Origin of the sequence: Sphingomonas asaccharolytica NBRC 15499 (assembly GCF_001598355.1) — a bacterium.
In the GTDB taxonomy this organism is placed as follows: Bacteria; Pseudomonadota; Alphaproteobacteria; order Sphingomonadales; family Sphingomonadaceae; genus Sphingomonas; species Sphingomonas asaccharolytica.
The window spans coordinates 27,555-51,589 of the sequence record NZ_BCYU01000030.1 but is presented as its reverse complement, the minus strand read 5'-3'; the positions used below and the strand labels follow the sequence as shown (position 1 = coordinate 51,589).

Annotated in this window: 11 protein-coding genes; all 11 read right to left on the bottom strand. The window is 62.5% G+C overall.

Features of this window, described 5'->3' with window-relative positions:
• Positions 1-135 precede the first annotated feature (135 nt).
• The 11 genes from fliF to SAS01S_RS10195 all read right to left on the bottom strand — a co-directional run bounded on the left by fliF (position 136) and on the right by SAS01S_RS10195 (position 23,399).
• Positions 136-1,434 carry a flagellar basal-body MS-ring/collar protein FliF gene (fliF, locus tag SAS01S_RS10240; protein ID WP_084238784.1) on the bottom strand — a complete coding sequence of 433 codons (1,299 nt, stop codon included), beginning with the start codon at positions 1,432-1,434 and terminating at the stop codon, positions 136-138.
• Between the two features lie 16 nt (positions 1,435-1,450).
• Positions 1,451-1,765: a flagellar hook-basal body complex protein FliE gene (fliE, locus tag SAS01S_RS10235; protein WP_066807588.1), complete on the bottom strand. Its 315-nt coding sequence runs from the start codon at positions 1,763-1,765 to the stop codon at positions 1,451-1,453.
• Complete coding sequence (gene flgC, locus SAS01S_RS10230) at positions 1,762-2,193, bottom strand: flagellar basal body rod protein FlgC (RefSeq protein ID WP_066807587.1); 432 nt, start codon at positions 2,191-2,193, stop codon at positions 1,762-1,764. Before flgC ends, fliE begins: the two co-directional genes overlap by 4 nt.
• Positions 2,193-2,540, bottom strand: a complete 348-nt coding sequence (locus SAS01S_RS10225) for a flagellar basal body rod protein FlgB (RefSeq protein ID WP_066807586.1) — start codon at positions 2,538-2,540, stop codon at positions 2,193-2,195. Before SAS01S_RS10225 ends, flgC begins: the two co-directional genes overlap by 1 nt.
• 11 nt (positions 2,541-2,551) lie before the next feature.
• Positions 2,552-3,697, bottom strand: a complete 1,146-nt coding sequence (locus SAS01S_RS10220) for a flagellar basal body P-ring protein FlgI (protein ID WP_066807585.1) — start codon at positions 3,695-3,697, stop codon at positions 2,552-2,554.
• The gene (locus SAS01S_RS10215; RefSeq protein ID WP_066807584.1) at positions 3,697-4,269 is read right to left on the bottom strand and encodes a flagellar basal body L-ring protein FlgH; all 573 of its coding nucleotides are present in this window, start codon (positions 4,267-4,269) and stop codon (positions 3,697-3,699) included. The genes SAS01S_RS10220 and SAS01S_RS10215 overlap by 1 nt, the downstream gene beginning before the upstream one ends.
• Entirely contained in the window at positions 4,266-4,916 is a 651-nt protein-coding gene (locus SAS01S_RS10210; protein ID WP_066807583.1) for a flagella basal body P-ring formation protein FlgA, read from the bottom strand. The genes SAS01S_RS10215 and SAS01S_RS10210 overlap by 4 nt, the downstream gene beginning before the upstream one ends.
• Before the next feature lies 1 nt (position 4,917).
• On the bottom strand, positions 4,918-5,691 hold the full coding sequence (locus SAS01S_RS10205) for a flagellar hook-basal body protein (RefSeq protein ID WP_066807582.1): 774 nt from the start codon (positions 5,689-5,691) through the stop codon (positions 4,918-4,920).
• Positions 5,688-6,386, bottom strand: a complete 699-nt coding sequence (locus SAS01S_RS23265; protein WP_084238782.1) for a flagellar hook-basal body protein — start codon at positions 6,384-6,386, stop codon at positions 5,688-5,690. Before SAS01S_RS23265 ends, SAS01S_RS10205 begins: the two co-directional genes overlap by 4 nt.
• Before the next feature lie 707 nt (positions 6,387-7,093).
• Positions 7,094-7,732 carry an SMI1/KNR4 family protein gene (locus SAS01S_RS22520; RefSeq protein ID WP_157082767.1) on the bottom strand — a complete coding sequence of 213 codons (639 nt, stop codon included), beginning with the start codon at positions 7,730-7,732 and terminating at the stop codon, positions 7,094-7,096.
• 10 nt (positions 7,733-7,742) lie between these two features.
• Positions 7,743-23,399: a pre-toxin TG domain-containing protein gene (locus SAS01S_RS10195; protein WP_066807580.1), complete on the bottom strand. Its 15,657-nt coding sequence runs from the start codon at positions 23,397-23,399 to the stop codon at positions 7,743-7,745.
• Positions 23,400-24,035 lie beyond the last annotated feature (636 nt).

Here is a 24,035-nt window from a genome sequence, read left to right as displayed (position 1 = left end):
GGCGGTGCCGCCGGCCGCTGGCCCCGCATCGCCGCCTGCAGCCGGTCGCGTTCGTCCGCGTCGAGCCCGGCCAGGATCGCGCGGCGATCGCTGCCCGCCAGCGCGGCGAGATCGCGCGCGACCGCGGTGAGCGGGTCAGCCGGCATTGGCCAGGTCCGGATCGCGCAGGGCCGCGCGGATGCGTTCGATCATCGCTTCGCGCTCGCCGGCCGACAGGCGCGGCGTCCGCATCGCGGACCGGACCCCCTGCGCCAGCGCCGCCAGCAGAAGGAGAGCGACGGCGATCAGCACGTACAGCCAGAACCCGCCGAAGCGAGCAGCACCGGCGGGGCTCCCGACAGGCGGAACGGCAGCGACAGGAGCCGCCGCCGTTCGCGCCGCCGGGGTGGTCTCGCCGGTCGGGCCGAGCCCGATCTGGAAGGTAAGTTCGTCGCCCGCCGCTTCGTCTAGCCCGACCGCGGCGGCGATCTCGTTGCGCGCCAACCGGCTCTGATCAGGGTCGAGCGGCATGGCGGTCGCGACGATGATGCGCAGACGGAAATTGCGCTTCGGCGCATTGGGCGGGGTCGCAGGCGTCGCGGTGCCGGCCGGGGTCGCGATCGCCACCGGCGTCGCGCTCGCGGCGGGTGCCGGCGCCGGTGCCTCTGGAACATCGACCTCGTCCTTGCCGAGGACGATGACGCGGACGTCGGTCTGCACCCCTGGCAAGGCCGGTTCGACCGCGGCGCGCACCCGCGCGCGATAGTAGCGCTGGACCGCCTGCTGCTCCTCGGCGTCCGGCGCGAGCGTTACCTCGGGCGCGCTCAACTGGCTCAGGACCCGGCCATCCGCGTCGACGATCACGACATCGCCGGGCGCCAGATCGGGCACGGCGAAGGCCACCAGACGCTGGATGCCGGCGACACGGTCGCTGTCGAGCTGGCGCCCTTCCTTGGTGATCAGCTCGACCGCGGCCTTGGACGGGCTGCGTTCGCTGCGGAACAGCGAGCGCTCGGGCATCGCCAGATGGACGCGGGCGGTCTCGACCTCGTCGATCAGCATGATCGTGCGCTCGAGCTCACCCTGGAGCGCGCGCTGGTAATTGATCCGCTGCGCGAAGTCGGTGAGGCCCATGTCGGACTTGTTGAACAGCTCGAAGCCCACGCCTCCCTTGAGCGCGATATCGGATCCGGCGATCAGCAGCCGCGCCTGGTCCGCCTGGTCCGACGGCACCGCGATACTGGCGCCGTTATCGCCGAGTCGGTATGCGATATTCTTGGCGTCGAGCTGGGCCGCGACCGCCGAAGCCGCGGCGGGACGCAGATTGCTGAACACCGGCACGTAGCCCGGGCGGAGGAACAGGAAATAGCCGAGCGCCAGCAGCCCGAAGACCACGGCGAACACGATCGCGATCAGGCGGACCGGCAATTGCCGCTGGGGGGACGCATCACTCATGGTCGGCGATCCGCGGCTAGAGCTGCATGTTCATGAGTTCCCGGTATCCGTCGAGCAGGCGCCCGCGCACCTGCATCGCCAGTTCGACCGACAGCCGTGCCTGTTCGAGCGCGAAGGTCACCTGATGGATCGGCACATTCGGATCGAGCGTGAACTTGCGTACCATGTCGTCGGCGGTGGCAAGCTTGCCTTCGACCCCCTGCATGCCGGCCGAGAGGATGTCGCCAAAACTCGCCGCCGGTGCCGGCTGCGGCGCGGCGGCCACCGGCCCGAGCGTGGTGAGCGCCGGCGGGGCCGCCAGCACGCTGTCGATCGCGGCGATCGCGCTCATGACGACCGCCCGAGATTGAGTGCGCTGGAGAACATCTGGCGCTCGATCGCGAGCGCGGTCAGATTGGCCTCGTAGGAGCGCGAGGTACGGATCATCAAGGTCATTTCCGAGGCCTGATCGATGGCGGGCAGATTGACGAACCCGTCGGCGCCGGCCGACGGATCGCTGGGATCATAGACCCGGCGTACCCCGCCCGGCATCGCCTCGACCCCGAGCACGCGAACGGGTCCGGGCTGACTGACGGCGCCCTTGCGGGCAAGCGCGTCGGCGAAGCTCGCGTCAGGCCCGGAGATGACGCGCATCGGGCGATAGGGATCGCCCGAGGCGGTGCGGCTCGTGTTCAGATTGGCGAGGTTCTGGGCGATGACCTGCAGCCGCTGCCACTCGACATCGAGCCCCGAGCGGCTGATCGCCATGGCGTTACTCATTACTGGCCTCCCCGGATGACGGTGCGCGAAATGTCGAATTGGCGGCCGAGCAAGTCGATCAGCGCCGAATAGCGCCCGGCCGTGGAAGCGGCGGTATCGAGCTCGAGATCGGTCCGCGGCTCGTCGCCGAACGGCGCCCGCGGCAACGCCTCGATCCTCGGCTCGACCGCGGCGATCGCGTCGGGACCCTTGGCGGCGGCGGCCCTCAGGCTGTCCTCGAAGGTCACGCGCGACGGCGGCCGGTAGGTCCTGGAATTGGCATTGGCGATGTTGGTCGCGGTCACCTCGAGCCGGAGCGCGAGGCCGTCCAACGACTTGGTGATGAGCGCAGCTGAGACAGGATCCACGAGTGGGTACCTTATTGAACGAGGATGGCGGCGTGGAGCGCGCCGGCGGCCTTGATCGCCTGCAGCACGCTGATGATGCCGCGGGTGTCGACCTTGGCCCGCGACAGGCCCTGGACGAGATCGGCGACGGTGGTGTTGGGGAAATTGACGACAGTGTCGCGCTTGCGATCCTCGACGGTCAATTTGGTGTTGGTGACGACGAGGCTCCCGACCGAATCGAGATCGCTGGCGAAGCCGCCGGCGAAATTGGGCTGCGACGCGGTGCGCTCGCCGGTGATCGTGACCTTGAGGTCGCCCTGGGCGATCACCACGCTCGAGATGCGCACGTCGCGGCCCGCGACGATCGTCCCGGTGCGCTCGTTGATCACCACCCGGGCCACGCGGACGGGCTCGACCGGCAGGCTTTCCAGCCGCGCCATGAACCCGGCGAACTGGCTGGCCTCGCCACGAAACGCGATCCGTACCTCATCGGCATTCTTGACCGAGGCGACGCCCGGCCCGAACTGCATGTTGATCGCCTCTGCGATGCGCTCGGCGCCTTCGAAACTCGGCTCGCTCAAGACGAAGCCGACGGTGCCGTCGCTCGCCAGCAATTGCGAGTCGACCGCGGTCTCGACCGTCGCGCCGGCCTCCAGCATCGCGGTCGTCGGATAGTTGCGCTGCTCGCGGTTGAGATCGCTCTTGAAGTCGTAGCCCCCAGCCAGCAGTGGCCCCTGCGCCAAGGCATAGACATGCTGGTCGGGCCCAAGCAGTGGCGTCATCAGCAGGGTGCCGCCCGCCAGGCTGCGGGCGTCGCCGATCGACGAGACCGTGACGGTCAGCCGGTCGCCGACATTGGCCGAGGCGGGCAAGGTCGAGGTGACGATGACGACCGCGACGTTGCGGCTGTTGATCTCGTCATCGGTGACGCTGGTCCCGAGCCGGCTGAGCACGTTGCGCAAGGCCTGGCGGGTGACCCCGTTACGCCGCGTATCGCCCGATCCCGCCAGCCCGGTCACCAGGCCGTAGCCAATCAGCGCATTGTCACGCCATCCCTGGAACCGACCGATGCCCGACAGCGGAACGCCGGCCGTCGCAGGCCGCGCGCCCGCGCTCGCGGGCACGGCAAGGCCGGCAAGAAGCAGCGCCAGCAGTGGGAATGCCCCCCGATGCCGCATCACCCCAGCCCCAGGAAGCGAAATACACGGGCGACCAGCCCAGGCTTGGCGCTACGCGCGACGAACCCCTTGCCGTCATAGATGATCTTCGCGTCGGCGATCCGGCTCGACAGGATGCGGTTGTCGGCCTCGATGTCCTCGGGGCGGATGCGCCCCTCGATCCCGATCAGCGTGTTCTCGCCGTTGAGCTTCATCGTCTGCTGGCCCGACACCATAAGGTCGCCATTGGGCAGCACCGACCGGACGGTCACCGTGATCTGCGCGACCAGCTTATCGCTGCGCGTGACCGCGCCGCCGCCCGAATAGCCGCCGCCGAACTGAAGGCTGCCGCTCTCGCTGAGCTTCCCGCCGGAGACGGATCCGCCGACCTGCGTGCTGCGCTTGGAATCGGTCTTCGTCGTATTGGTCGATTCCGCATTCTCGTAAACCACGACGGTCAACAGATCGCCGACCGCGGTGGCGCGGCGATCGGCGCTCATCGCCGACCAGTTGCTGCGCTTGTAGAGATCGTCGGCATGCGCCGCGCCGACAGGCAGCGCGATTAGGGCGAGGAGCGTGATCAGAATCCTCATGGCGTCACCGTCGCGACCGGCGCGGCGAATACATGACCGCGGCTGTCGCGGACGAACACCCGCCTGCCGACGCTGCCCGACTGCAACGCGATCACTGGACGTTCGACCGTGACCGGGCCGGCACGCGACACCAAGGTCATGGAGTCTCCCTTTGCGACGGTCGCAGGTGGCGGCACCACCAGATGGCCGAGCGGGCTTCCAGCAGGAAGATCGCGCCGCGCGACGAGATAACCGCGCGCGGCGCCGTAGCGGATCGCTGCCGCCGCCGTGCACGGCCCTGCCGCAATCTTGTCGCGCGTGATGGCGGTGCCCGCCGCGATTGCGGCGCTGGTCACCTGACACCCGCCTGCGCCCACCTCGGCCCGGCGAACATACCGAAACGTCACGATCCGGGCGTCGCCGCCCTCCACCACCATCCCGGGCACCGCGCGGCGCACCAGGGTGGCGATCGCGCGTCGCGACAGCGACAGGCGATCGCGGCCGACCGGCAGCCGCGCAATCTCCACTACACCAAGGCGCCCGAGACCGCCCCGCCCAGCAACGTCGGCAAGCGTCACCGCCGGCCGCGATAAGACGATCTCGCCACGATCGGCCAACACCAGGGAGCCGCCGCCGGCGAACGCGGCGGCCAGGACGAATGCCATCATCTCAGCGCCGGAGGTCGTTGGCGATCGACATCAGCTGATCAGCTGCCTGGACGATCTGCGCGTTGGCGGCATAAGCGCGCTGGACGAGCATCAGCTCGACCATTTCGCCGGTCATCTCGACGTTCGAACGCTCGACCGACCCCTGCACCAGGGTCCCTGCCCCGTCTTCGCCGGCGACCGCCTCGCGCATCCGACTCTCGTCGCCGATTGAATAGAGGCCGCCGTCAAGCGCGGTCAGTCCGCTCGTATCGTCAGCGGTCACCAGCGAGATCTTGCCGATCTCGACCGGCGCCGCATCGGCAGAGGTGACCGCGTTCACCGAGCCATCGGCGGCGATGGTGAACGACGTCGCGTCGGTCGGCATGCTGATCGCCGCCTTGAGCGGCAGCCCGCTGTCCGCCGCTGCCAGCATGCCGTCATCGCCGACCTTGAGCGCGCCGCCGCGCCACAACAAGGTCTGGCCGCCGGGACCCATCAGTTCGATGAACCCCCGCCCGTTGATCGCGAGATCGTTCGCCTTGCCGGTCGATTGCAGGTCGCCCGGCTCGTCAAGCGAGGGCGCGGCCGAGGCCATCACGCCCGCGGCGGAGAACAGATCGGCCGCATTGGCCGCGGGCACGTCCGGATCATTGCGCGACGCCAGCACCGTCGAGAAGCGGACGTCCGAGCGCTTGAACGCCGGCGTGTTGATATTGGCGATGTTGTTCGAGACGATGGCGAGCGCGCGCTCCTGCGCCTGCAGGCCGACCGCGCCGACATAGAAGGCGCCGTTCATCGACCGACCTGCCCGAAGGTGGAGATCGCCTTGCCCATTAGATCGTCATAAACCTGGACGAGTTTCGCCCCGGTCTCAGCGCCCCGCAGCGCTCCCATCATCGATATCATCTCGTCCCCCAGCGATACGTTCGACGCCTCGACCGCGCCCTGACGCAGCGACGGCGTGGCGATCGCCTCGGCATCGTCGTCGGCGAGCGTGAACAGCGATCCGTCGAGCGGCGTCGCGGACGCCCCTTCGCGGATCGAATAAACCGCGATCTGACCAAGCGGCTTGTCGCCGTCGAGAATGGTGCCATCGGCCGCGATCTTGGCCACTCCGGCGTCGAGCACCAGATCGCCGCCGCCGGCCTGCTGCAGCGTATAACCCTGCGGCGTGATGACCCGCCCATCGCTCGCCAGGGAGAAATTGCCCTGCCGCGAATAGACCAGCTTATCGCCCGCCTTCAGCTGGAAGAAGCCGCTACCGTTGATGGCGAGATCGAGCGGACGCCCGGTCTCGACGAGCTTGCCGGCCTGCATGTCGACGCGCAGCCGCGAGAGCGTCGCAGCGAAGTCGCCATTGACCTGATCACTCGATTGCAACTGCCGCTTGAAGCCCGGCGTCGATACGTTCGCCACGTTCACCGCGGCCCGATCCACGCGCGCCGAGGACGCACGCATCACCGCTGTGGCAGAATCCACTAAACCCGACATTGCCCCGTCCCCTTGTCCCTATATGGGACACATCTCGGGCGAGTCGGTCAACCCTCTCCGGCAAATAAATTCACATTGGATCAAATTCATACACGTCTGAGGGGGCGATCGCAGCGCCCGCGCCGTGGCAAGCGCACGGGCATTAGTTGCCTAATAAACTGAGGATCGACCGGCACCATGGCTTGTTCCGACGATGAAGCATAACGGGCGCTGCCGCGTATGACAGCCGGCCGTTCGAAGGGTTGCTTGACTCGAATAACACCGTCTCGCCGGTCTGGGTCGACGCCGCCTATCGCGCGAGGGCAACGAAACTGCCGCGGCAAATGGCAGGCCTCTCCCCCGCATCCATTTCCGCAAGCCGAGGGACAAGGACCTACCAAAACATCATGCCCTAGCTAATTCCGCAAGATCCCCGGCGCGTTCGGCCATCGAGCATGTCTTTGCCGGGCAGAAGTTGAGGTGAAGACCGGCATGGTCAACCTCGCCTATAACTTCAATCAACTCGCCTAACTCGAAGCCCGACCTGAGCCCGCCCGACCGAGTTTACGCCCCGTTAGGTACCTGAGTAGCGGCGAAACCGCCAACGATCCCGCGATTTCGATGCGGGAGCGATTCAGCGCCGGCCGCTCCGTAACGACCGGCAAAGTCGCATTTTTCGAGGTTGTCCGACCGTTGTTAAATACAACGGACACTTCACTCACTGCGGCTCACACCTCGAATTGCGCCGGCTTTTTAGTGAGAAACGTCTGAATAGCAGTTCTGAAATGGACATTCGGTGTCTCAAAGCAGAAATTATCAGAACTCCCGCTTCCTCCGAGCATGGGGCTCACCAATGGTGCGTAATGCATCCCGGTCTTCAATGGACCAAGTTTATCAAAAACAGCTCTATAGCGATCCTCATCAACCAAGCTGTAGCGATCCGTCATTAATTCTTCAAAGAACTCATCGTCGTTTGTTGCGATAACAAACGACTCAAATGTATCAACCAGAAAAAGTATATAGATGGGCTTTCCATCACTCCATCTAAAACCAATCTGATCTCCAAAGCAATTTTCAGCAAAAAAAACTGGCCCCCCTTGTGCAGGTGGCGGGTACACAGCCTCCCAAAAATCTTTCGTATTCCAGGCAAGCAGCGAATCTCTGGCAGCAGAATCTGAAGCGCCACCAAAAAAGTAAATCATTCTTTCGCCGAAATACCCTACTCCTACATCTTCCCAAAATTGAGCAAGCTTTTTCGGCACAGGGACATGCAATTCCCGCTCAATTAAATCAGAGATATCGGCAAAATCTTCAAGCCCTTCTCCATTTATTTCTTTTGGAAACGCTTGGATGAATCTCTCGAACATTCCAGTCACCCTACCTCGCGCGCCAGTTAACATAGAATCCGTCTAACTTCGTACCGACAGGTAGCCCTTTCGCCGCATTAAATTCCAGCGGGCCCATAAGTTGATTCGGTCGACTCGGTGCCAGATTCTGATTTTCTAGCACTTGTCGCCCCCCCCATTGCCGGGACACAAACTCATCTACATTCATTCCAGGCGCGACATCTCCTATTCTCACGCTTGATATCGTCTGCCCAGGGACTAGCGTGTCCCTAGCAAATTTTTGGCTCAAACGATACGAATACGGCACTCCAGCCCCTACTTCGCTCACTTCGGCGCCGCTTATCGCGCGCACCTCGGCGATCTGATATTTGTAGTTTATCCACGCAACCTCTTCTGGGGTAAAGTCGGCTGGATTCAAGTTAATTTGGGGCCTTATGCTCACCTGAAGCGCTCTCCCCGTCGACACCACGGGCACCTCTGCGGCAGAACTCAATAGAGCCGTCTTCTCTGCGGTCCGCCCGAGCGCCCTTTCACCGATCCCGAAAACGGCTTTTCCGGCGGCTTTACCGAACGGGATAAGGCTGAGCGCCAGTGCTCCACCTTCGACCCAGCGATTGATATGCTCGCCGGTGATGACATCGCGGCCGGTATAGAGCTGCGTGGCGGTCTTGGCCGTGCCCACGAGCGGAACGTTGTCGTATACGAACGAACCGGCTCTGAGGAACGGCGCCTTGATCAGATAATCCAGCGCCGTCGCTCGTTCGGTGGGCAGGATTTCGCGCGTATACCCTGGGTGGCTGTCTTCATAAGCGTCGCGGTCGGCCTGAAGCTTGATATCCCAAGCAGTGAACCGGTCCTTAGTGGCCGTGTCCATCTGATCCATAAAGCTCATCAAGATGCGATCGGCCTTGATCACGATATCGCTGGGTTCGCCCGACCCAGGCTGTATCGACGGTTGCGGAGCGGCGTCCGGCGCCGCAGCCAGCAGCCGCCCCTCGCTTTCGGCGATCCGGCGGGCGATGACGCTCGAACTGTCGCCGCCAGCTTGCCGCTCGATCAGCTTGACGGTCGTCTTGTAATCGCTGCGGAACGACGCGAAGCGCTGCGGGTCGTCCAGGATCGTCGGATCGATCGTTGCCGCCAGCGCTTTTGCTCGCTCGGTCAGCTGTCCCGATGCCGCAATGCGATCGGCCACGAAACCGCCGATGGTATTGGCGATGACGGAGGGCAGCGAAGCAAGCACATTGTCGCCGAAGTCGGTGCCCTGGATGGCGCTACGCGTCGCCGCTTGGGCGATACCATCGGTTGTATTTCGCAGCACCATGCCGCCAAAGCCACCCAGGGGAATCGAATTCGATGCGACCGCGCCGATGCCCGCCGCCGCGACGCCGGTCCAATCGAACTTCGATTGCAGCCCCGTCGCAACGCCGATGCCCTGCGACACCGCGCTGCCGACCGCGCCGTTCAGGCCAGCTTGCAGTACCTTGCTACCGACGCCCAGGCTGCCGGCGAGCCCCGCTTTTCCAAATAGGCCGCCCGCGCCGATCCCAGCGCTGACCCCTCCGCCGATCGCTGCAAGCGCAACGCCCTTCCAATTCAGTTTATCCTGTATCCCCGTCGCCACGCCAAAGACCTGGCTGGCGAGACTACTGGCTGCGCCTACTACTATGCCGCCAACGATCGCCCCGGCGGCGATCGCACCTTTCGCGGTTCCGGCAGTGATCGCCGCCGCTCCTGCCGCCGCGATAGCGCCGGCACTACCAGTAGCACCAGTAAACACGCCGGTGAGGAAATTGGTGACCGGCGCGTGAAGGACCGCGATGACCGCGACGGCGACCACGAGCATCAATATCTGCCCGAACGCGCCGCAGCCGCCTTTCGATGCCGCCGCCGGCGGCGCAGGTTGCGGCGGGAGGGTGGGGAGGGTGTCGCCGATCGCCTCGCCGGGATTGTAGACCCGGTAGGTATTGGCGTTGTTGTGGAAATTGGTGACCTTGTTGGGGATCTGCAGGGTTTGTCCTGCGACCAGCGAAGTGCTTGCGGTCAGCCCGTTGGCATCTGCGATCAGGTACCACAGGCTCGAATCGCCCCATGCCGTCTGGGCGATGGTCTGGAGCGTGTCGCCGGTGCGCACGGTGTAGGTCGTCCCCGACTGGTCGGGATAGCTGCCATTGATCGGCTGGAAGTTCTGGTCGAAATCGGCGCTTGCGACCGGCTTGCCGTACCGGAACCCGTTCTTGCTCGGCGCCGCGTTGCGATCGACCGCCAGTGCCTGCGCGTAATCGGTCAGGCTCGGGGCGGGTCCGTTATTGCCGACATCGCCGATACGATGGCCATCGAAATAATAATAAAGCTGGCGCGGGCCGAGGGTGGTACCGAGCTTCTCCTCGCGCACCAGTACCTGGCCATAGGCATCGTTCTGATAGGTCATCACGCGATTGCCGGCATTGTCGATCGCCTGCGCCAGATGACCGTTCACGTCATAGCTGAGCTGGGTATAGCCCTTGCCCCATTGGCCGGTATTGGGATTGGCGGGATTGGTCGCGCCGATCACGATCCCGATCTGCTTGGCGTCATCCCACCATTGATAGCTGTAATCGGTCTGGGTGGTGACGCCCTGCTTGACCGCCTGGGTGTGGGTGAGCGCGCCCTGGTCGGCACCGCTATAGCCCGACCCCGCGACATAGAGCCGATAGTCGTTGTGGAGCGTCGTCGTGACGTTGCCATTGGTATAGTCGACGTCGGTTTCGTCGGTGACCCGGTTGGCACGATCATAGGTCATCGACCGCGACAGATCGTTGGCGCTGCTGGCGGTATATTGGTTGTAGGCGGTCACCCGACCAAGCGTGTCGTTGGTGCGCTTGGCGCGCAGCACGCCATCTATCGTCGTGTTCTCGAGAAAGCCGTCGGTCGTGTAGCTGTAGACGTCGGTATGCCCGCCATAGCTCGCGGTCTGGCGATTGCCTGCCGCATCATAGCCGATGGCAACGCCGACAGCGCCGGTCGTGATAACACCCCCGGACAGCGCCCCCATGGTCAGGGTGAAACGGTCCATGCTGTCATATTTGTACCAATAGTCCTGGGTCTGCAGCCCGCCGCCCACACCATCATTATAGACGCTCTTCACCTCGCGGCGATTGCCGTTGGCGTCATATTTGTAGCTGATATCGGCCTTGGCGTCCTTGAACTCCTTCACGCGCCCCAGGGCGTCGTAGCTAACGGTCGCGTTCTGATAGAAACGTGGTGCCGCATCGGTGCTGTTATAGGTTTCGAGCGTGCGGTTGCCTTCGCTGTCATATTCGAAGGTCGACTTCATCTTCAGGGCATTGTCAGTGATGCTCGATATATAGCCGTTGGTGTAATAAGTGTAGGAGACCGATTGCCCGGTTGAGCCGGTCTGCTGGACGAGATGGCCAGCGAGATCATAGCCGTAGCCAAAGGTGTGGCCGCCGAAATCCTGGCGCCACGTCACGTGCCCGAAGATGTCGTCATTCTCATAAGAGGTCAGGCCAGCGACGTTGGTGGTGATGGTCTGCCAGCCACCGAAATTGCCGAGGCCCGAGGTGGCGATCAGACCGCTCGCAATGGTGACCCAATTGTAGGAATAGCTCGTCGTGCGACCAGCAAAGTCGGTGGTTGCCGTGACGCGCCCCTTATTGTCGTAATCGGTCTTCTCAACAACCGAGGCGCCATAGAGCGAATTGGTGTGGGTGATGCGCTGGCCGAGACCATCATAGCCGTAATAGTCCTTGAGCTGGACGCCCGCGGAATTGCCGCCGACCCGCATGGGGTGGTCGACCTCGATGAGCCGGCTGGCCTTGTCGTAGCTGTTGTTGGTGACCGCGTTCAGTTCGTCGGTCGAGGTCCGCAGATCGCCGAAGACGTCATAGCCGAAGCTCTTCCTGGTACCGTCGGGATTATATTGAATGAGCGTCAGCGGATCGGCCCCGCCGTGCCCGCTTCCGGCCAGCAGCGTTGCGCGCGCGATCGGGCCGTTGGCGAGATTGCTGTTGGCGTCGCGCTTGCCGATGAGGCGGCCCGAAACATCGTAATAATAGGTCTCGGTCGGATTTTGCAGGCTGGTGTTGCCGGCCTCATCGGTGACATTGACCTGCGGGCTGACCTTCTTGGTGAGCTTGCCGAGCGTGTTGTAGTAAAGGCTCGTGATCGCAGATTTGCCGTCGACCTCCGATGATATCTCGCCGAACGCATTATAGTTCTGCGCGCGATAGATGGAGTATGTCGTCGTTGTCGTTGAGGCAGGGGCAGACCAGAAGATTTCTCGATTCTGCGGATTGGTGTAACTGTCGCTACCCAGCGTCAAAGTACCCTGAACATGGTCATCGCCGTTGAGCGGCGGCAACTTACTGCCGTCACTCGCATAGGCATCGTAATAATATTCGAGGGCGCGCGTGCCGTTTGCCGGTCGCGGATGAGCGGGATCGGCATCTATGTTCCAGACGAACACGCCGTCACTGCCTTTGGTGACGGTCGAGGCGTTGAACGGGCCAGTCGTGCCCTTATCGCGCCAATAGAGTTGAAGCGAGGTCGCGTTTGTCTGCTGTGGGTTGAAGACCACCTTGGCCGGCGTGCCCACCGTATTGGTGAAACCGCTGACGCTCTGGCCAGTATAGCCCAGCTTTAGCGTGCCGGTGCCCTGCGAAACGAGCGTTGAGCCGTTATAGGTTTCGTATTGGATCTGATAGCTGCGATCGCTGTAGAAATCCGCCAATGCGGACGCGTCATACGTCCAACTGCCTCCTCCGGCATGAGTGAACCACTGCGACCAGACGCCGTTCTGTTGATAGCGGAATTGCTGGTTAGTGACCGTGACGCCAGAAGGCGGATTCAGCTGCACGGCGCGCGATCCGTCGGCATATTGCGTCAGGACCGACGGCTGTCCGCCAACCGTAAACGTCCCGTTGAGCTTGGTACCATTGGCCAGTTCGACCCAATATTCGATAGGTCCTCCGAGTCCGGTGACGTCGACCGACTTCAGACCTTGTTGTCCGAATGGCGCGTCGGCGATTCCGATAGTCGTCCAGGCGTTCGCGCTGCCCGCCGTCCGATACAGGAAGCGCGTCGCGTTCGATGGCAGGCCCGACAGGACTAGCAGGTCGCGGCCACCTCCATTAGTCAGCATCGCCTGACCGGGACCGCCTACTGCAACAGGGTCAAACCGCTCGCTTGGGTTGCCGCTCGCGTCGACCGACAAATTCCCCTGCTTGGAATCGTAAATATTTCCCGCTGCATCCATTGCGAGATATTTGATGTCCCAGCTGCTGTTCGCCGCTAACCCGTTGAACGGCGACTGTGTAAGGTCGAGGCTGAACCAGCCGACGACATTCTGTCCGGCCGCGTTTTGTAACTGCGTCGCGTTCAGTTCGGTATAGGCGCCAGTGGAACCATTCGACCGCACGAACACGCGAACCGCAGTGGCGTTTGCGCTTTCGTTCTTGAGTAACAGCGCTGCCGGCGTCGAGACCGTCGCATTCAGGGTTTTCGTCTGATAAGCACCATATATGAAATCAGCCGCCACCTGGGGACTTGCTAACAAAACAAGCGACCCGCCAGTTTCAGGGACTTCTTGGTAAACAGAAAAATTCTGATTTACTGTGCCGCTAACCTCTGGAAATTCGAATCCGCTCAACGGAGATATTTTTAGTGATCCATCAGAAGATTTTACGATATTTACCTGAATCTCGCTTCCGTTAAGGAAGATGTGTACGGCACCACTTCCTTTTAAAGAAGATGCCGGGACGCTCATATCCCAATTGTCGTAATTTCCGTAACTCTGGTCTTGCCCTTGAGAAAACCAGAATGATTCATACCAGTTGAGTACGACATTCGCGCTAGAACTTACGGTCGCCGAACTTACTGAGCTCAATGTTGAAGCTGGGGCACCCGTCAAAACGGTGTTTGAGGCCGACACCACAGACGCGCTGGAGTTATAGTAAGTCGAGCCGGCCGACCCCGTCGTGTCATTGGGCGTCGCCGTGGCCGGGCTGGCGCCATTATTGGTGCTGGTTGGCTGGATCGTCCCGGTCAGCTGGTTGCGCTGATCGAAGATGCTGATGGTCCGCGTGATCGGGTGGTTGAGACCGGAATCTGCGAAGATTGCGTTGAGATTGGCATAGCTCTTGAGGTTTACGCTGCCGGTGCCCTGGAGCAGCATGGTGGCGTTGCCGCTGCGGTCATAGGCATAGGCCTTGGTCACGCCGTCGTTGAAGTTGGTGCGCCAGACGTGTCCGGCATTGTCATATTCGGCAAATTCCTGGGCATTGGCGATATTGCCGCCCGAGTTGGTGCCGCGCGCGATCACTTCACCAAAGGCGTCATAATATTCGTCAGTGGTGTCGCCATAGGTCCAGCTGCCGTTGAGCACGCCCGACTTGCGGCTGGTCTCGCGGCCGGCGGCGTCATAGGTGATGAACACGCCGTCATTCTCGGTCGAGCCATTGGCCTTGAGGCGGCCATAGGTCTGCGCCACGACATTGCCGGCATTGTCGTAGAAATAGCTGGTGGCAAAGCCGGTGGCGTCGGTGGTGCGCAGGAGGCGGCCGCCCGCGCCATAGAGGTTGGTCGTGATGCGGTCGGGGGCAGAGGCGGTGCCGTCGCCATGGACGGTCGTCGTGACGACCTCGTCCAGGCCATTATAGGTCATGTCGGTCGAGGGCGTGACTGTCACGCCACGATAATCGACGAATGCGTTCTGCTCGGTGTGCTTGACCCGTCCAAGCAGGTCATAGCCCTGTTTGGTATAGTCGCCGTTGGCCTCGGTCTTCTGCAGGACCTGGCCGAGCGCGTTGTAGCTATAGGTGATGGTAGAGGCAGCCGAGCTCGTGCTCAGCGCGCCATTGGCATCGAGCGAGGAGGCTTGAAGGTTGAGCCTGCTTTCCGAGACGCGCCGTCCGGCAAGATCGTAGAGGAAGGTGGTGATCCGGTCGTCGTTCGACGCAGCCGGCGCGGCCGGTGCGGTACTGGTGCCGGGTACACCGGTCAGCTGGGTCGCAAACCGCGTCTCCTTCTTGACGTTGCCGTTGTGATCGAGATCCCAGGTCGTCAGGTAGTTGGCGGCATCGACCTGGGCGGTCTTCTGGCCGAGCTTGTTGTAATAGGTATAGGTGACGTTGCCACGACCATCGGTCTGGGTGATCGCATTGCCCGCCGCATCATAGCTGGTGAACGTCGTGATGTCGGTGGAAGCGTAGACATAATTGCCGCCGACATATTCATAATATTGCACGCTCATGACGAGTGTCGAGGTCAGGCGATTGTTGCGATCATAGTTGAGCCGCGTGTCGCGATGCGCGCCAGCGCCTGTGCCATCGGGGGCCGTGCCACCAAGCGTCGGCGATGTGATGGGGGTCGCGTAGATGCTTTGAAGCTTCACGTTGCCCGACGCATCGAACGTGCGCTTGGTCAGCGTGCCGACCGCGTTGATCTCCGCGACCTTGCGGTCGAGATCGTCATAATAAGTATAGCTGCTGGCGTTGTTGGCGTCGGTCACCTTGATGAGGTTGCCGCGAAGGTCGTATTGATAGCTCTCGACCACCGCTTTGTTGGTGGTGGTGAGATTGTCGGCGTTCTGGACGGGGACCGCATCGCCAGTCTTCTTCGTGACGAGGTTGGCCAACGAATATTCGTAGGTGGTGGTACGCTGCTCGGGCAGACCATAGGCCTCGGTCACGCGGATCTTGTTGCCGCGCGCGTCATAGGCATAGGTGTTGGTGATGGTCGTGCTCGCGTCGACCTGCATGGTCTCGCTCACCAGCAGCCCGCGCTTGTCGTAGACGTTGGTGGTGAGGCTGCCGAGCTTGCTGGTGGCCGTGTCGCGGTCGCCGAACACGTTATAATGGAAATGCTCGAGGATATTGTCCGCGACATTGGTATCGACGATCTGCGTCGTGTCGGTGACGTGGTCGAGCTTGTCGTAGACGAAGCTCGACGCCGCATCGCCGCCGGTGTTCACGCCGGTCGTGGAGACGATGGTTGGACGGGTAGTGACGGTCGGCGTGCCGGTCGGCTTGGCGGCATAGCGGGTGACCGTGTCGATCTTGCCCGACGCGGTATAGCTGGTCGCGGTCGCATAGCCTTCGGGGTCGATCTGCAAGACCAGCCGGTCGAGCGCGTCGTAATAAAAATAGCCGGCATTGTTGCGCGGATCGACCAGCTTCACGACATTGCCGAACGCGTCATAAGTCTTGGTCGTGACCGCGCTGGTGCCGGCGTCGAGCGCGACCGTCGTCGTCACCACATTGCCGGCGGCATCATAGCCATAGGTCGTGCCATAGATGGCATAGACATTGTCGATCTGCGCCTGGGTCGGGTTGGCCCCAAGCGCTGCCAGCTGGAGGCTGCCATTACCGTCGAGCGTGCCGGTCAGCCGGCCAAGCGCATCGTAGCGTGACGTGGTGGTGCTCGCTTCGGGCTGGCCGGCGGCGCGCGTGACCGAGGTGACATGGCCGACCGCGTCGAATGTCCGCGTCGTGACGCTCGCATCCTGGGTGCCGCTCGCCACTTCGGTGGAGACCGCGCGGCCGAGCTTGTCGAGGGTGAGCAACGTCACCATGCCGATCGGGTCGATCGTCTTGTAGAGCCGCCCGGCGCTGTCATATTGGCGCTCGGTCACCGCCGCAGCCGCGCTCGGCGTGACCGCGACATTGGTCAGTGCCTGGGCGAGAGTCGTGCTGTCGGTGAAGGCGGCGTAAGCGACCCCGGCATTGACATGCCCGTCGAACTTGTCGGCATAGCGCGTGGTGAACCGCACGTCGCCGATGGCGTCATAGGTATATTGGGTAACGAACTGCTCGGCATCGATCGCAAAGCGGAGCTGGCCGTCCTGATCGTAGATGGCACGGGTGACGCGATCGTTGGTGCTGCCGTTCGCCGCGACCCAGGTCGCCATCGCCCGATCGGTCGGGTCGTCGGTCGCAGTGTAGGTCGTGAGGAGATGCGCCTCCTTCACCGTATTGCCGAACGCGTCGTAGGTATAAGCGACGACGCCGCCGAGCGCGTCGATCGTGTAGGTGAGTTTCCCACCCGTGCTATAAATGTTGCGGGTGATGCGCGCCGCCGCCTTGGCGGTGCTGCTCATCGCATTGATCTGCGTCTGGATCGCTGACAGCGTGTAGGTCGCAGCTGGGGTGATCGCTGTGGTATAGGCAATGCGGCGGATGACATTGCCGCGCGCATCATAATCATATTCGGTCAGGAAATTGCCGGGATCGACCGTATAGCGCAACCGCCCGATGCCGTCATAGACCGACCGCGTCTGTTCGTCGGCAGTGCTGTTTGAGGTGACCAGCGGCTGGATGTCGCTGACGCTGGGTGCGGTCGGCAGGTTGGTGAGCGAGATCGGTGTCGCATAAGCGCGGGTCGCGATGATCCGCCCATCGCCGTCATAGCTGTTCTGGGTGACGTTCCCGAGCGGATCGACCGTGTAGATCAGCCGGTCGAGCTTGTCGTACGCGCGGCGCGTGATGTTGTTCAGCGCGTCCTTGACCGTGACGAGATTGCCGCGGCGATCATAGGTGTAGAAGGTCGCGTTCGACAGCGCGTCGATCGTCTGGATCACGCGTCCGTCGCGATCATAGACGATCGAGCTGGGATTATTGAGGGCATCGGTCGTTAGGACCTGATGGCCCATCGCATCATAGCTGAAGCTGCTGGTGATCGCCTTGCCGCCGCTCCCGGAATCCACCACCTGGCTCTTGAGCAGCCCGCGGCGATCATAATTATAGGTCGCGACCGTGTTGATCGCATTGGTAGCGGTCTGGCGCTCACCAAAGGCGTTGAGCGTATAGGTCTCGGTCTGGTTGAGCGCGTCCGTCGTCGTCAGGACACGACCGGCCTTGTCGTAGGTGAATTTGGTGGTGGTCGCGACCGAAGCCTGAAGATCAGCCACCACGATCGAATCGCCGGCGACTGCCGTAGAAGTGTTGGTTCCTGCGTAGAGATAGATCGATGCGTTATCGTCAGCATGGAAGGTGCGCGTTACCACGACCAGCGTGGGTTGATTGGCATCAAGACCAGTGATCGACCACAAACCGCTATACTGGCTGATCGTACCGCTACCGCTCAGGACCACCGCGGTGTCGCTGCTGTCGCCCCAGGGAGGATTCGTCGAACCCTTGATCCCGAAGGCGGCGAAGTTGACCGTGCCCTTCTTGATCCAGAACGAGAACGTCACCGACTGGCCATTGGCGACCGGGGTCACCGCCGAAGTCATCGCCCCAGGCGCGCCGCCCGCCGAAACCGCCACAGTATAGGCCGGCGCACCGTTGATCGTGTCGTTGGGCGCCGGCGTTCCCGTTATCGTCGAATTGACATGCGTTACAGCGGCCAGATTGGCCGGCCAAAGGTTGGTCCTGTACCGGGAAACCGACGCGACATCGCCCATCACCGTATAAGCGGTGTCGGTCTCATAGCCGTCGGCATCGACCTTGCGCGCCACGCGGCCCAGGGTGTCGTAATAGAGCTTGGTGACCGCGTCTCGCGCTGTATCCGGCGTCGGCGCATTGTAGGTGGTGGCCGTGCCACTTCCCGGATTGCCGCGCCGGATGACGGAAGTCACCTCGCCAAAAGCGTTGTAGCTGGTCTCGGTCGCGTTGTTCTCGGCATCGAGCGTGGCGACGACCTGGCCTAAGCGATCGTAATAGGTATAGCTTTTATTGCCGACCGGATCGGTGACCGAGGTGACCTGACCGAACGCGTCATAGGTGAACTGGGTCTGGGTGACGTCGCTCGACCCATAGGCGTCGTAGCGCGAGACGACGCGTCCTGCGGCATCATAGACATAATAGGTCTGGACCGCGTCCGACGTGCCATAGCCTTCAGTCTTGGTGCTGAGCGTGCCATTGGCATTGTAGACGTAACTGGTGACCGCTCCGACGCCATCGGTCGTGGTCGCGACACGCCCATCCATGTCGTAGCTGGTGGCGATCGCGGTATAGGTGCCCGAGACGAGCGCTGGAATGTCGGTGACGAGCGTTGTGTCGCTGATCGAGGCGAGTGCGACCGGCGTATCCCAGCGGACCGTCCCGACCTGACGGTCCTCGGCATCATAATCATACCGCGTGACATAACCCTCACCGTCGATCGTGAAGGTGAGATCACCACGCGCGTCGTAATAATTGCGCGTGGTGCGATCGTTGGCGGCGCTCGCATAAGCCGTCACCCAGCTGTCCATGTCGCTGGTGTTCGGAAGCGTGGTGGTCGCCCGGAGTGTTGCATAACGGGTCGTCTTGATGACGTGACCCATGGCGTCATATTTATAGCCGACAACCGCGCCGGTCGCGTCGATCGAATAGGCAAGGTTCTCGTGGGCGTCGTAGATCGCCCAGCTTGAGCGATTGCTGGCGTTGGTCGCCAGCCCGCTGACCGCATTGATGGCGGCTCGGACAGCAGTGACCGTCCAGGCACTCGTCGTCCCGATCGTCCCGGCATATTGAATGGTCTGCCGCGACTTGCCCACGACATCCGCCAAGGCCTGCGCCGGATAGACATATTCGGTGACGTGGTTCTGCGCGTCGACGGTGAAGCAGAGCAGACCCTGATTGTCGTAGACATAATGGGTCGTGCGATCAGACGAACTCGTGCCGGCGGCAAGCGTCGCGAACGAGGCGGTCGCCCCGTTCGCCGGCTTGTTCGCATAGGCCGTCTCGGCAATCTTGAACCCGCCGGCGTCGTAGGTGATCGTCGAGAGATATCCCTCGCCATCGAGCGTGCCGACTATACGACCGGTCTTGTCGTAGAAGATCCGCGATGCAGCATCGTGCGCGCTGTCCGCGGTGGGGAGGGTGACGGCCGTCGTTGGCGAGTGGTAAATCGACGGCGAAGCGAGGATGACGGCGTCACCGGCGGTATCAGCGGCACCGTTCGACGATTTCACATAGAAGAAGCCGTAGACATTCTCCGCCGCCGTGAACGTCCGAGTGATGCGGACTCGCGTCTCGGTCGAGGTCGACAGCCCCGTAACAAAGCTCGGGCCGCCATTCTGGACGGTGATCGAACCTGGACCCGAGACGATGGTCGCAGTGGCCAGGCTGCCGTCGCCCCAACCGCTGGCGGGATTGCCGAGCCCGCCATTGCCATAGAGGCCGAACATATCCTGGAGCGTGGTGCCGACACCCTTGAGCGTCACCTCCCAGGTCAAGGTGTCGCCTGCGGAAACGGCATAGTAACCGGTGGTGAGACCGCCACCGACCCCGGTCGTCTGGGTGGTGAATTGCGTGGCGGGGGCGCCACCGATCGTGCCCGCCGACGATGTCGTGACGCCGGCTTTCACCCATTGCGTGTTGTTCGACAGATCCGGCGCCAGATTGGTGCTCGATGTACTGGCCTTGAGGTTGGCGATCTGGGTGGCGGTCAGCTTGTTGGCATAGGCCGTTGTGCCAGTCAGCTTGCCCGACGCGTCATAGCTATAGGCGGTCGCGTCACCCGCGCCGTCGATCGTCTCGACCCGTTGGCCATCCTTGTCGTAGACATTGAACGTCCACAGATCGCCGGCATTGTCAGCAGGACGGTTGGTCGCCAGATCGAACGACGAGGTCGGGTTCTGGAGCGTGGTCAGCTGGGTCGACGTGAGCGCTGTTGCATAGCGAATTGTCGCGATGATCCGATTGCTGGCGTCATATTTATATTCGGTCAGCTGGCCGTAATGATCGACATCGCCGACCTTTCGTCCGGCATTGTCGTAGATCATGTAGCTGTTGTGTTGGGTCGCGTCGTTGGCGATCCGCAGGCGACCAAGCTGGTCGTAGCCATAGCGCGATACGGCAAGAGTAATCTGAGGGTCGGCGGCGGTCGTCTTGACGATATTGGGCGACGCCAGGATGACCGCATCGCCGGCGACTGCACCGGCGCCTGACGTCTTGACGTAGAAACTGCCGAATACGTTCTCGGCGGCCGTGAAGGTTCGGGTGATGCGGATGCGGGTTGCGGTCGTGGCCGACAGCCCGGTGATAGTGCTCGGGCCCTGATTTTGGACAGTGATCGACCCCGGCCCGGACAGGACCGTGGCGGTCATTAGGCTGCCATCTCCCCAGCCACTCGCCGGATTGCCGAGGCCGCCATTGCCGTAGAAACCAAGCATGTCCTGGAGTGTGGTGCCGACGCCCTGGATGGTGACCTCCCAGGTCAGCGTATCGCCCGCTCCCACGGCGAAGATGCCGGTCGGGTTCAGTCCGCCTCCGGCTGCGGATTGGACAACGTACTTGGTCGCAGGCGCCCCGCCGATCGTTCCGGCGGAGGACGCCACAACGTTACTGAGGGCCCATTGCGCCGCATTCGACAGATCGGGCTTGAGATTAGTGCCGATGGTGGCCGCCGTCGTCTTGACGATATTGGGCGAGGACAGGACGACGCCGTCGGCAGTGGTGCCGGTATTGGGCGCCTTAACGTAGAAGAAGCCGTAGACGGTCTCTGCCGTATTAAACGTACGCGTGATGCGCACGCGCGTCCCGGTCGAGGCGGACAGACCAGAAATCTGGCTCGGGCCACTAGCGTTCTGGACGGTGATCGAGCCCGGCCCAGACAGAATCGTTGCGGTCGCCTGGGTGCCATCGCCCCAGGCGCTGCTGCTGCCGTTAAAACCGAACATGTCGGACAGGCTTCCGGTCACCCCCATCACGGTGACTTCCCAGGTCAGCGTATCACCGGCCGCGACCGTGAATGGGCCAGTTGCCAGACTGCCGTTTGTCGATGAAACCTGGAATTTCGTGGCGGCGATGCCGTCGATCGCCGTCGCGCTCGCATTCAGATTGGACGTCGTCCACTGGCTCGCGTTCGTGAGGTCCGGCTTCAGATTGGCGCTGACAGTGGCCGCCGCCGACTGCGTGGAAGCGATGAGGTCGCCGGCCTTGTTGTAGGTCGAGGTCTGGGTGAGGCCGTTGGCGAGTGTGACGATCGTCTTCGCGTTGGCGTCATCGAACAGCACGCTGGTGGTGCTGCCCTGAAGGTCGACCGACGCGACCACGCGCCCCAGGCCGTCATAAACGAACGTCTCGGCGGTATGCTGATAGTCCCGGCGCGACAGGAGCTGACCGGCCTGATCGTAGACGTAATCCGTGTAGCTGTAGCCGTTAGCGGTGGCACCACTGCCCGGCGAAGTTGACTTGCCATAGTCGATGACATTGGTGATATTGCCGCGCGCATCGTAGGTGATCTGGCGCTGGTTTACCGCGGTCGGGTCGGTGAGTCCCGACACCCAGGAGGTCATCTGGGCAAGCGTCGGTGCCTGGCTCGAGGTCAAACCGCTCAGATTGTAGACTTGTCCGACATAGGTCAGGGTCTGCCATTCGCCGGCCTGGACGTAGCGATGTTCGACGACATTGCCGTCGGCGGTGAGCGAGAATGCGAGGCGATCGTTCGCGTCATAGACGTATCGCGTCGTATGCGACTGGCCGGACCCCGCCTGGTCGTCTCCGGTCACCGTCTCGGTGAGGAGCTCGTTCTTCGAGCCATAGGTGCGCGTGGTGACGTTGCCGAGCGGGTCGGTAATGGTCTGGGCAACACCATTGGCGGTGAAGCTGGAATAGCTGGTCGTATTGCCGAGCGGGTCGACGACGCTGGTGACGTTGCCGCTCCCATCATAGGCAAAGGTCGTCACCTGCGAAGCGAGACCAGCCGAGGCCGCGGGCGCCGTGATCTTGGTCAGGTTGTCGTTGGCGTCATAATCGAGCCGCGTCACCTGGCCGGTGGCATCGGTGACGGTCGAATAGCCCGAATAATAGTCGATTGTGGTGACACGCGTGACGCCGGTCGCGACGGTCTGGGTCAAGGTGTGGACCCGGTTCGAGCCGTCATAACCGATCGTCAGCGACGAGCCGTCGGTCTCGGTGATCGTTGCGACCATCTTGGTCGCGCCGACATAAGTATAGGTCGTCGTATAGACCTTGCCATCGGCGACGCTGTTGTCGTTGGGAGTGAGGTCCACCGTCACCGTCGAGAGGCGGTTGGAGCCGTCGTAAGTGTAGCGCGTGCGGGTCAGCGTCCTGGCAGTCGAGGTGACGAGGTCGGTGTAGCTGGTCGTGATCTGGGTGATGTTGTTGCCCGACCAGCTGTACTGGAGATATTGCGTGCCGCTCCCATCAGCGGTCGTCACCTTGTCGAGATGGCTCGTGCCGGTGACGTAGCTGAAGGTGACCGCATTGCCGCTCGTATCCGTCTGCTTGGTGATCAGATACTGGCTGCCCGACGCCTGGCCATAGGTCTCGGTCAGCTGACTGCTGCCGTCGGTCCACGTCCAGGCCGAGGTACCAGAATTCCAGGTCAACGTGTCGTACGCCCCCGACCCGTCTTTCGCGACATAGGCACTTTTGGTGGTGTCCCAGCCATAGGTGATTTCGGAACCATCGGCCGACACGCGCTTGACCGTGCTGCCGGCCGTGTTGACCGTGCCGGTCAGGCCATAGATCCGCCGGTCGGTCGATTGCCGCCAATTGTCGCCATTCTCGTCGGAGAGATCGCCCAGGGTGTTATAGGTCCGCGCGACCGACGCATCGGGGCCCAACCCGACCAGCATTTCGTCCTTTTGCTGGATCATCAGATTGCCGGTCGCGGCGTTGAGCAGCACCTGCTCCGCCGACCGACCCAGCGAACTTCCACCAAGCAACCCCGCCCCACCCAGCACGTTGCCCGATCCACGCTCGGCACCCGCACCAAGACCCGTGAATATCGCTACCATCTCGCCTGTCCCCAGCTCGCGTCAAACGGGGGCACACCCCGCCTTCATGAGGACTTGTCGAGACAAAAGCCCGATAGTTTAGGAAGAAATTTTCACGCGCCTGAACCGCGCCGATATCATGAACCGTGCTGCGATGACCGGTTTAAATCCGCCCGAGCTTTCGGTCGCTTGGTAAAACATCGGATTGCGCCCATGCGTTGATTGCGGACTCATGCCAGCCACATCAGCGCGTGCTGATCGGGGTGTTCCCCCAGAAGGTGCCGTCGATCATCGAGACTACGTGACCCTTCGAGGCGGGCGCCTTCCTGACCGTGTCCGCCGACGCATGTTCGCTGGGCGCCCCATCGGCAGCGGACGCTTCAAACGGTGCCGGCGAAGCCGGATCGCTTGTCGTATGGTGTATCTCCGCGAGGAGCGCCGGTGTTTCATCGGCGATGGCGCGCGTATTCGGATTGGATAGCCAGGGAATGGCAAGTTCGGTCGCCAGTTCGATCTCGCCCCACTTGAGGTACCTCGCGCTCTTTGATCTGTCTCGATTTGTCGTTGAGCGCCTTCAGCTCGGCATCGAAATCACGCGACTTGCGTATCGTCGCTCCTTTCCGTTGCAGAGGTCGGACGGACAAGGCCCCCGTGCTA